This is a genomic window from Kitasatospora sp. NPDC023385, from assembly GCF_055664045.1.
Genome location: NZ_JBVOOL010000060.1, coordinates 1 through 11,380, shown reverse-complemented (window position 1 = coordinate 11,380; position 11,380 = coordinate 1). Strand labels below are relative to the sequence as shown.

The 11,380-nt window shown below is 74.4% G+C and carries 2 protein-coding genes; both read left to right on the top strand.

The annotated features are described in order from the left end of the window. On the top strand, positions 1 to 3,590 hold a 3,590-nt coding region (locus tag AC0B61_RS36530), incomplete at its 5' end, for an amino acid adenylation domain-containing protein (protein ID WP_471746754.1). Beyond that, positions 3,590 to 11,380 (top strand): amino acid adenylation domain-containing protein (locus AC0B61_RS36525; RefSeq protein ID WP_471746752.1); only part of this gene is annotated, 7,791 nt, incomplete at its 3' end. The genes AC0B61_RS36530 and AC0B61_RS36525, both read left to right, overlap by 1 nt.

Below are 11,380 nucleotides of genomic sequence, written 5' to 3'. Positions count from 1 at the left end.
CGGCGGTTGTCGTTCCGTTGGACGTGCTGCCGTTGACGGTGAACGGGAAGCTGGACCGCAAGGCCCTGCCCGTCCCCGACTACGCGGCCACCGCCAGCGCGGGTCGGGAGCCGGAGACCGAGCAGGAGAAGGTGCTCTGTGACGCGTTCGCCGAGGTTCTGGGCCTGCCGGTCGTCGGTGTGGACGACGACTTCTTCGCGCTCGGCGGCCACTCCCTGCTCGCTGTGCGTCTGGTGAGTCGGGTGCGTGCGGCGCTGGGGGTGGAGGTGTCGGTGCGTACGTTGTTCCAGGCGTCGACGCCGGCCCGGCTCGCCGGTCGGCTGGCCGGTCCGGGCCAGGTGGCCCGTGCGGCTCTGACCGTTCGCGAGCGCCCCGAACTGCTCCCGCTGTCCTTCGCCCAGCAACGCCTCTGGTTCCTCGGCCAGTTGGACGGAGCGACGGCGCTCTACAACATTCCGATGCTGCTCCGGCTCTCCGGCGAGCTGGACCAGGGCGCCCTGCGTTCGGCCTTCCTCGATGTGGTGGGCCGCCACGAGGTCCTGCGGACCCGGTACGCGGTCGTCGACGGCACCCCGTACCAGCAGATCCTGTCGCCCCAGCAGGCCGGGTTCGAGCTCCAGGTCACCGAGGTGCCGGCCGCCGAACTGGCCGCCGCCGTCTCCGAGGCGACCCGGTACGCCTTCGACCTGGACCATGAAATCCCCGTCCGGGCCTGGCTGTTCACCACCGGGGTGGGTGAGCACACGCTGGTCGTGGTCGTTCACCACATCGCCTCGGACGGCTGGTCGACGGGCCCTCTCGCCCGTGACCTCTCCGCCGCGTACGCGGCCCGCCTCGCGGGCGAGGCGCCGCAGTGGGCCCCGCTGCCCGTGCAGTACGCGGACTACGCGCTCTGGCAGCGCGAGGTGCTCGGCTCGGAGGACGACCCCGAGAGCGTGATCTCCCAGCAACTCGCCTACTGGCGCGAGGCGCTGGCCGGCGCTCCCGAGGAGCTCGTTCTGCCCACCGACCGGCCCCGCCCGGCGGTGTCGGGCTACGCCGCGTTCTCGGCGGATCTGCAGATCACGGCCGCTGTTCACGGCGAGCTGCTGGCGGTGGCGCGGAAGCAGGGCGTGACCCTGTTCATGGTGGCGCAGGCCGCGTTGGCCGTGCTGCTCTCCAAGCTCGGCGCGGGCACCGACATCCCGATCGGAACGGCCAACGCGGGCCGCACCGACGAGGCGCTGGACGACCTGGTCGGCTTCTTCGTCAACACCCTGGTCCAGCGCACCGACCTCTCCGGGGACCCGAGCTTCGCCGAACTGCTCGGCCGGGTCCGGGAGACGGCGCTGGCCGGCTTCGAGCACCAGGACGTCCCGTTCGAGCGCCTGGTCGAAGAGCTCGCGCCGTCCCGCTCGCTGGTCCGGCACCCCCTGTTCCAGGTGATGCTGGCCGTGCAGAACAACGCACGCACCGCGCTTGCCCTGCCCGGAGTCGAGGCGGCGCCGATGGGCCCGACGGCCGATCCGATGGCCCGGTTCGACCTGGACGTCACGCTCGCCGAGGTGTTCGACGGCGACGGCCGGCCGGCCGGGATCCGCGGCACGCTGGTCGGCGCGGCGGACCTGTTCGACCGCGCCTCCGTGGAGCGGATCGCCGACCGCTGGCAGCGGCTGCTCGCCGGCCTGGTCGCCGACCCGTCGCTGCGGCTGGGCGCCGTCGACGTGCTCGACGCCGAGGAGCGGCGCCGCGTCCTGACCGAGTGGAACGACACCGCGGCCGACATCGCGCCGGCCACCCTGCCGGCCCTGTTCGCGGCGCAGGCCGCCCGGACGCCGGACGCGGTGGCGGTGGTCTTCGAGGACGAAGAACTCAGCTACGCCGAGCTGGACGCCCGCGCCAACCGGCTGGCGGGCCACCTGGCGGGCCAGGGTGTCGGACCGGAGTCGGTGGTGGCGGTCTGCCTGGCCCGCAGCGCCGACCTGGTGGTCGCGCTGCTCGCGGTCCAGAAGGCGGGCGCGGCGTACCTGCCCGTCGACCCGGAGCTGCCGGGCGAGCGGATCGCCTACCTGCTGGAGGACTCCGGCGCGGCGTGGGCGGTGACGGCGCGCTCTGCCGCCCTGTCGGCGCCGCCGCACGTGGCGGTGGTGACCCTGGACGACCCGGCGACGGCGGCCGCTCTGGAGGCGCGGCCGGCGGTGGCGCCCGAGGTGGCGCTGCGGCCGGAGCACCCGGCGTACGTGATCTACACCTCGGGTTCGACGGGCCGTCCGAAGGGCGTCGTGGTCCCGCACGAGGGGATCGTGAACCGGCTGGAGTGGATGCAGCGGGAGTACGGCCTCATCCCCTCCGACAGTGTTCTGCAGAAGACCCCGTTCGGCTTCGACGTGTCGGTCTGGGAGTTCTTCTGGCCGCTGCTGGAGGGGGCGACGCTGGTGGTCGCCCGCCCGGGCGGCCACCAGGACCCGGTGTATCTGGCGCAGTTGATCCAGCAGCGGGCCGTCACCGTCACGCACTTCGTACCGTCGATGCTGGAGGCCTTCCTGGCCGAGCCGGCGGCGGGTGGGTGTGTCGGTCTGCGGCGGGTGATCTGCTCGGGCGAGGCGCTGCCGCTCCATGTGCAGCAGCGCTTCTTCGAGGTGTTCGGCACCCGCGCGGGGCTGTACAACCTGTACGGCCCGACCGAGGCGTCGGTCGATGTCACGGCCTGGCGGTGCCGTCCGGGGCAGAGCGGCGGGTCGGTGCCGATCGGCGCGCCCGTCGCCAACACCCGCACCTACGTGCTGGACGCCGCGCTGCGGCCCGTCCCGCCCGGGGTGGGCGGCGAACTGTACCTCGCGGGCGTGCAGTTGGCCCGCGGCTATGCGGGCCGTCCGGGTCTGACGGCGGAGCGGTTCGTGGCCTCGCCGTTCGGCGGGGCCGGGAGCCGGATGTACCGCACCGGCGACATCGCCCGGTGGACCGACGGCGGGCAGCTGGAGTATCTGGGCCGCGCCGACGACCAGGTGAAGATCCGCGGGCTGCGCGTCGAGCCGGGGGAGATCGCCACTGCCCTGACGGCTCACCCCGGGGTGGCCCAGGCCGTGGTGACCGTCCGCGAGGACGTGCCCGGCGACAAGCGGCTCGTCGCCTATGTCGTACCGGACGGCGAGGCTCTTCTCCCGTCCGAGGTACGGGAGTTCGCGGCAAGTGGCCTGCCGGAGTACATGGTGCCGGCGGCGGTGGTGGTGCTGGACGTGCTGCCGTTGACGGCGAACGGGAAGCTGGACCGCCGTGCGCTGCCGGCCCCGGACTGGTCGGCGGGCACGTCGGCGGGCCGGGAGCCGGCGAACGAGCGGGAGCGGGTCCTGTGCGCGGCGTTCGCCGAGGTGCTGGGCCTGGAGTCGGTCGGTGTCGACGACGACTTCTTCGCCCTCGGCGGCCATTCGCTGCTGGTGGTGCGGTTGGCCGCCCGGGTGCGGGCAGAGCTCGGCGTGGAGGTGACGGTGCGCCTGATGTTCAAGGCGCCGACCGTGGCCCGCCTCGCGCAGGAGCTCGAACAACTTGAACGTGGAACCAAGAAAGCAGCTAGGCCGGCGTTGCGGCCGATGCGTCGACAGGGGGAGTCCTGATGGTGCCGTTGTCCTTTTCGCAGCGTCGGTTGTGGTTCCTGGGGCAGTTGGAGGGTCCGAGCGCGACCTACAACAACCCCATGGTGCTGCCGCTCACGGGTGACCTGGAGGTGGACGCGCTCGGTGCGGCCTTCCGCGATGTGATCGGCCGGCACGAGGTGCTGCGCACGGTGTACGCGGTCGCCGACGGCGAGCCGTACCAGCAGGTCCTGCCGGTGGAGGAGGCGGACTTCGACTTCGAGGCCGTGGAGGTCCCGGCCGAGGGGCTGGCCGACGCGGTGGCCGGTGCCGGCCGGTACGCCTTCGACCTGGCGGCGGAGATCCCGATCCGCGCCTGGCTGTTCACGACGGCCCCGGCCGAGCACGTGCTGGTCGTGGTGATGCACCACATCGCCTCCGACGGGTGGTCGCTGGCGCCGCTGGCCCGCGACCTCTCCGCCGCCTACGAAGCCCGCCGCGCGGGCCGCGCGCCCGGCTGGGAGCCGCTGCCCGTCCAGTACGCCGACTACGCGCTCTGGCAGCGCGAGGTGCTGGGCTCGCCGGACGACCCGGAGAGCGTGCTCGCCGAACAGCTGGCGTACTGGCGGGACGCGCTGGCTGGCGCCCCCGAGGAGCTGCCGCTGCCGTTCGACCGGATCCGCCCGGCCGTGCCGAGCTTCCGCGCGCACTCGGTGGAGTTCGACGTGCCGGCCGAGGCACACCGGCAGCTGGCGCAGGTGGCCCGGCAGCAGGACATGACGCTGTTCATGGTGGTGCAGGCGGCTCTGGCCGTGCTGCTCTCCAAGTTCGGCGCCGGCGAGGACGTCCCGATCGGCTCGGCGACCGCCGGCCGTACCGACGTGGCGCTGGACGACCTGGTCGGGTTCTTCGTCAACACCCTGGTGCAGCGCACCGACCTGTCCGGCGACCCGACGTTCGCCGAGCTGCTGGACCGGGTGCGGGAGGCGTCGCTCAGCGCCTTCGAGCACCAGGACGTGCCCTTCGAGCGCCTCGTCGAGGAGCTCTCGCCGGCCCGCTCGCTCAGCCGCAACCCGCTCTTCCAGGTCATGCTCGCCGTCCAGAACAACGCCCGGGCCGGGCTGGCCCTGCCGGGCGTACGGACCGGACAGCTGCCGCAGGGGCTCACGACCGAGCTCGCGGCCCGCTACGACCTGGACGTGACCGTCACCGAGGTCTTCGGCGCCGACGGCGCGCCGGCCGGGCTGCGCGGTGTGGTCAAGGCGGCGGCGGACCTGTTCGACCGGTCCTCGGTCGAACGGATCGCGGCGGCCTGGCCGCGGGTGCTCGGCGCCCTGGTGACGGACCCGTCGGTGCGCCTGGGCGCGGTAGACGTGCTGGACACCGACGAGCGCCGCCGGATCCTCACCGAGTGGAACGACACGGCGGCCGAGGTGCCGGACACCACCCTGCCCGAGCTGTTCGCGGCGCAGGTGGCCCGGACCCCGGACGCGGTCGCGGTCGTCTCCGAGGGCGTCGCGCTCTCCTACGCGGAGCTGGACGCCCGCGCCAACCGGCTGGCCCGCTACCTGGCGGGCACCGGGGTGGGCCCGGAGTCGCTGGTCGCGGTCTGCATGGAGCGCGGCGTCGACCTGGTGGTCGCCCTGCTCGGCGTGCTCAAGGCCGGCAGCGCCTACCTGCCGATCGACCCCGAGTACCCGGCGGAGCGTATCGCCTACATGCTGGGCGACGCCGGGCCGGCGGCCGTGCTGTCCTCGGCGGCCTGCCGCCCCGCCCTGCCCGCGCACGCGGACGCGCCGGTGCTGCTCCTCGACGACCCCGGCTTCCGCGCGACCCTCGCCGCGCTGGACGGTGCGGCCCCGGCGGCGCGGGAGCTCGCCGGCCCGCTGCTGCCCGCGCACCCCGCGTACGTCATCTACACCTCCGGTTCGACCGGGCGGCCCAAGGGCGTGGCGATCGAGCACCGGGCCCTGGTCAACTACGTGGCCCGCTGCCGGGTGGCCTACCCGGAGCTGGCCGGCAGCACGCTGTGGCACGCCTCGATCTCCTTCGACGCGGGCGTGACCGCGCTGTACGGCGCGCTCTGCGCCGGCGGCCGGCTGGTGGTCGCCGCCTTCGACGAGCGGCTGCCCGAGGCGCTGTCCGAGGCCCTGGACGGGGAGCGCCTGACCTTCCTGAAGGTGACCCCGAGCCACCTCGCGCTGATGGACGTCCTGCCGGACATCTGTGCCCCCACCGGTCGGCTGATGATCGGCGGCGAGGCGGCCTCCGGCAGCCTGGTCAAGGAGTGGTCGAGCCGTCACCCGGGCGTCGCCGTGGTCAACCACTACGGCCCCACCGAGGCGACGGTGGGCTGCACCGACAACCTCGTCGACCTCGGCGCCGCCGGGCAGCAGGCGGCCGTGCCGATGGGCCGGCCGATGTGGAACACCCGGGTGTTCGTCCTGGACGCCGCGCTGCGTCCGGTGCCGGCCGGGGTGGCCGGCGACCTGCACGTGGCCGGGGCCCAGCTGGCCCGCGGCTATGTGGGCCGCCCGGGTCTGACGGCGGAGCGGTTCGTCGCCTCGCCGTTCGACACCGCCGGGAGCCGGATGTACCGCACCGGCGACCGGGTCCGCTGGACGGCGGACGGCCTGCTGGAGTTCCTGGGCCGGGCCGACGACCAGGTGAAGATCCGCGGCTTCCGGATCGAGCTGGGCGAGGTCGAGGCCGCCGTGATCGCGAACCCGGCCGTCGGCCGGGCCGCCGTGGTCGTCCGCGAGGACGCGCCGGGCGACAAGCGCCTGGTCGCCTACGTGGTGCCGGAGGAGTCCGCCGCGCGTGACGAGCTCCCGCGCCTGGTGCGGGAGTTCTCCTCGGAGCGGCTGCCCGAGTACATGGTGCCGGCGGCGGTGGTGGTGCTGGACGCGCTGCCGCTGACCGTCAACGGCAAGCTCGACCGCCGCGCCCTGCCCGCCCCCGACTACGCCGCCGCCGCGGGCACCGGCCGTGAACCGGCCGACGAGCGCGAGAAGGCCTTCTGCGCGGCCTTCGCCGAGGTGCTCGGCCTGGACCACGTCGGCGTCGACGACGACTTCTTCGCCCTCGGTGGGCACTCGCTGCTCGCCGTGCGGCTCGCCAGCCGGCTCCGCGTGGGCCTCGGCGTCGAGATCTCGGTGCGCGCGCTCTTCCAGGCGCCCACGCCGGCCCGCCTCGCCGCGACCCTGCCGGGCGAGTTCGACATCGCCCGCCCCGCCCTGGCCGTGCGCGAGCGCCCGGAGCTGGTGCCGCTCTCCTTCGCCCAGCAACGCCTCTGGTTCCTGGGCCGGCTGGAGGGGCCAAGCGCCACCTACAACGTGCCGGTGGTGCTGCGACTCACCGGCGAGCTGGATACCGACGCGCTGGGCGCCGCCCTGCTCGACGTGGTGGAGCGGCACGAGGTGCTGCGCACCGTCTTCGCGCTCACCGACGGCGAGCCGCACCAGCGGGTGCTGCCGGCGGCGGAGACGGGCTTCGCGCTCCAGGTGACCCGGGTCGCCGAGAGCGAGCTGGCCGCGGAGGTGGCCGCCGCCACCGCCCACGCCTTCGACCTGGCAGGCGAAATCCCCGTCCGGGCCCGGCTGTTCACCACCGGCGGCGGCGAGCAGGTGCTGGTCGTGGTGATGCACCACATCGCGTCCGACGGCTGGTCGACCGGCCCGCTGGCCCGCGACCTCTCCGCCGCCTACGCCGCCCGCACCGACGGCCGCGAGCCCGACTGGGCCCCGCTGCCCGTCCAGTACGCGGACTACGCGCTCTGGCAGCGCGAGCTCCTCGGCTCGGAGGACGACCCGCAGAGCGTGCTCTCCCAGCAGGTCGGCTACTGGCGCGAGGCGCTGGCCGGTGCGCCGGAGGAGCTGGCGCTGCCCACCGACCGGCCCCGCCCGGCCGTGGCCGGCTACCTCGGCCACAACGCCGAACTGGAGCTCGGCGCCGACGTCCACCGCGAGCTGCTGGCGGTGGCGCGGGAGCAGGGCGTGACCCTGTTCATGGTGGCGCAGGCGGCGCTGGCCGTGCTGCTCTCCAAGCTTGGCGCGGGCACCGACATTCCGATCGGCGCGGCCAACGCCGGCCGTACGGACGAGGCGCTGGACGACCTGGTCGGCTTCTTCGTCAACACCCTGGTCCAGCGGACCGACCTCTCCGGGGACCCGAGCTTCGCCGAACTGCTCGGCCGGGTCCGGGAGACGGCGCTGGCCGGCTTCGAGCACCAGGACGTCCCGTTCGAGCGCCTGGTCGAGGACCTGGCCCCCGAGCGCTCGCTCTCCCGCCACCCGCTCTTCCAGGTCATGCTGACCGTCCAGAACCAGGCCCGCGCCGACCTGGCGCTGCCCGGCGTACGGGCGCTGCCCACGGCGGCCTCCGCCGAGGTGGTGGCCAAGTTCGACCTCGACGTCACCCTCGGCGAGACCTTCGACACCGCCGGCCGCCCGGCCGGGATCCGCGGCGGGCTGATCGGAGCCGCCGACCTGTTCGAGCGCGCCTCCGTCGAGCGGATCGCCGCCCGCTGGCAGCGATTGCTCACCGAGCTGGTCGCCGACCCGTCCCTGCGCCTGAGCGCCGTCGACGTGCTGGACGCCGACGAGCGCCGCCGCGTCCTCACCGAGTGGAACGCCACCGCCGCGCCCGCCCCAGCCGCCACCGTGCCCGAGCTGTTCGCGGCCCAGGCGGCCCGGACCCCCGACGCGGTGGCCGTGGTCGCCGACGGCGTCGAGGTCAGCTACGCCGAGCTGGACGCCCGCGCCAACCGCCTCGCCCGGCTGCTGGCCGGCCAGGGCGTCGGGCCGGAGTCCGTCGTGGCGCTCTGCCTGGAACGCGGCGCGGAGCTGATGGCCGCCCTCCTCGGGGTGCTCAAGGCCGGCGCCGCCTACCTGCCGGTCGACCCCGACTACCCGGTCGAGCGGATCACCTTCATGCTGGCCGACGCCGGCGTGGCCGCCGTGCTGACCTCCCCCACCGCCGTCACCAGCCTGCCCGACCGGGTCGGCGCGCCCGTGCTCGTCCTGGACGAGCACGCCACCGCCGCCCGGCTGGCGGAGCTGGACGGTGCCGCCCTGACGGACGACGAGCGGGTCGGCGAGCTGCTGCCCACGCACCCGGCCTACGTGATCTTCACCTCCGGCTCCACCGGACGCTCCAAGGGCGTGGCCGTCCCGCACAGCGCCTTCGTCAACCTCACCGTCGGGCACGGCCGCTTCGGCGTCCGGCCGGACTCCGTGGTGGCCCAGTTCGCCTCCGTCAGCTTCGACAACTTCTGCTCCGAGTGGTCGCTGGCGCTGCTCGCCGGCGCGACCCTGGCGGTCGTTCCCCCGGAGCGTCGGCTCGGCAGCGAGCTGGAGGCCTTCCTCGCCGAGCGCGGCGTCACCCACGCGACCCTGCCACCGGCGGTGCTGGCGACCATGGACCCGGGCGCGGTCGCCCCCGGCCTCGTCCTCGAGGTGGGCGGCGAGGCCTGCCCGCCCGAGGTGATGACCCGCTGGTCGGCCGGCCGGCTGATGTTCAACACCTACGGGCCCACCGAGACCACCGTCGACGCGACGGCCTGGCACTGCGCCCCCGACGCGTCCGGCGTCCCGATCGGCGGGCCGATCCCCAACACCCGGGTCTTCGTGCTGGACGAGGCACTGCGCCCGGTGCCGGTCGGCGTGGTCGGCGAGCTGTACATCAGCGGCGCGCAGCTCGCCCGTGGCTACGTGGGCCGGGCGGGCCTGACGGCGGAGCGCTTCGTGGCCTCGCCGTTCGGTCCGGCCGGGAGCCGGATGTACCGCACCGGCGACCGGGTCCGCTGGAACGCCCGCGGCGAGCTGGAGTTCGCCGGGCGGGCCGACGAGCAGGTCAAGATCCGCGGCTTCCGGATCGAGCTGGGCGAGGTCGAGGCCGTCGTCGGCGAACGCCCCGGGGTCGGGCAGGCCGCGGTCGTCGCCCGCGAGGACGTGCCCGGTGACAAGCGCCTGGTCGCCTATGTGGTCCCGGCCGGCGATGCTCTTCTCCCCGCCGCTGTAAGGGAGTTCGTGGCGGCCCGGCTGCCCGAGTACATGGTCCCGGCGGCGGTGGTGGTGCTGGACGCGCTGCCGCTGACCGGCAACGGCAAGCTGGACCGCAAGGCCCTGCCCGCCCCTGACTACGCGGCCGCCGCGGCCGCCGGCGGGCGCGGCCCGTCCAGTGTCCGCGAGGAGGTGCTCTGCGCCGGCTTCGCCGAGGTGCTGGGCCTGGAGTCGGTCGGTGTGGACGACGACTTCTTCGTGCTCGGCGGGCACTCGCTGCTCGCCGTGCGTCTGGTGGAGTGGCTGCGCACGCGCGGCGTGGCGGTGTCGGTGCGGGCCCTGTTCCAGTCGCCGACGCCCGCCGGGCTGGCGGCGGTGGCGGGCACCGAGTCGGTGGTCGTCCCGCCGAACCTGATCCCCGAGGGCGCGCAGGTCATCACCCCGGAGATGCTCCCGCTGATCGAGCTGTCGGCCGAGGAGGTCGCGCGGATCGTCGCCACCGTGGCGGGCGGCGCGGGCAACGTCGCGGACGTCTACCCGCTGGCGCCGCTCCAGGAGGGCCTGCTCTTCCACCACGTGATGGCCGCCGGCGGCGAGGACGCGTACGTCGCGCCGCGCGTCATGCGCTTCGACTCGCGGCCGACGCTGGACGGCTTCCTGGCCGCTCTCCAGCGGGTGGTGGACCGGCACGACATCTACCGCACCGGCATCGTCTGGGAGCAGCTGCCCGAGCCCGTGCAGGTGGTCTGGCGTCGGGCGACCCTGCCCGTGACCGAGGTCGCGCTCGACGCGGCCGGCCCGGACCCGGTGGAGCAGCTGCTGTCGGGCATCGGTTCGTCGATGGACCTGGGCCGGGCGCCGCTGCTGGACGTGCACATCGCCGCTGATCCGGCGGGCGGGGACGGCTGGGTGGCCCTGGTGCGGATGCACCACCTGGTCATGGACCACACCGGTATGGACGTGGTGATGGGCGAGGTCCGCGCGTTCCTGGAGGGCCGTGGCGACCAGCTGCCCGAGCCGCTGCCGTTCCGCGACTTCGTGGCGCAGGCCCGGCTCGGGATCTCCCGCGAGGAGCACGAGCGCTACTTCGCCGGGCTGCTCGGCGACGTCACCGAGACCACCGCGCCGTACGGGCTGCTGGACGTCTACGGCGACGGCGCCGAGGTCGTCCGCGAGACCGTCCTGCTGACGGACGAGCTCTCCGCGCGGGTGCGCGAGGTGTCCCGCACGGTCGGCGTGAGCCCGGCGACGGTGCTGCACCTCGCCTGGGCGCGGGTGCTCGCCTCGGTGTCCGGCCGCTCGGACGTGGTCTTCGGGACCGTCCTCTTCGGCCGGATGAACGCGGGCACCGGAGCCGGCACCGACCGGGTCGCGGGCCTGTTCATCAACACCCTGCCGGTCCGCGTGCGGGTGGACGGCGCCGGTGTGCTGGAGGCCCTGGGCGGGGTGCGCCGTCAGCTGGCCGAACTGCTCGTCCACGAGCACGCCCCGCTGGCGATCGCCCAGCAGGCGAGCGGACTGTCGACGGCGCCGCTGTTCACCTCGATCTTCAACTACCGGCACAACACGCCGGGCGCGGCCGTCCGTCAGACGCCGGTCGAGCGCAACGGCGGCATCAGCACCGTTTTCATGAGCGAGCGGACCAACTACCCGCTCGCGGTCTCCGTCGAGGACGACGGCGAGGGCTTCGGCCTGACCGTCGACGCGGTCGCCCCGATCGACGCCCGAGCCGTGGGCCGACTCCTGCACACCGTCATCGAGAAGCTGGTGCCGGCGCTGGAGGCGGCGGGCGAGGGTGGTGCGGATCTGCCGCTGAGTGCGGTGGGGGTG